The sequence below is a fragment of the Paraburkholderia sp. SIMBA_054 genome, assembly GCF_046534875.1.
GTDB classification, from domain to species: domain Bacteria; phylum Pseudomonadota; class Gammaproteobacteria; order Burkholderiales; family Burkholderiaceae; genus Paraburkholderia; species Paraburkholderia hospita.
In genome coordinates this window covers 1-312 of the sequence record NZ_JAWRXV010000477.1, presented here as the reverse complement: position 1 = coordinate 312, position 312 = coordinate 1, and the positions used below count along the sequence as shown (strand labels likewise).

1 protein-coding gene is annotated in these 312 nt (G+C 56.4%); it reads right to left on the bottom strand.

From position 1 onward, the window contains the following. On the bottom strand, positions 1–312 hold a 312-nt coding region (locus SB822_RS55980; protein WP_410858963.1), incomplete at both ends, for a potassium-transporting ATPase subunit KdpA.

The window sequence follows — 312 nt, the reverse complement described above, 5'->3', positions numbered from 1 at the left end:
ATCGCAGCAAAGATTGCCCAACCCTGACGTTCGTTGCCGACCATTCGCCCGAAGACGTTGGTGAGCGAAGCTCCGATTGCGAAGATCGCAACCATCTGGATCATGTTGGAGATGGCATCCGGGTTTTCAAAAGGATGCGCGGAATTGGCATTGAAGAAACCGCCGCCATTGGTGCCGAGCATCTTGATGGCGAGCTGCGAGGCAACCGGCCCAAGCGCGATCACCTGTCTAGCGCCTTCCAGCGTCGTTGCTTCGGCATAAGCACCAATTGTTTGCGGCACACCGAGGCTGACGAAAGCCAACGTGAGGATA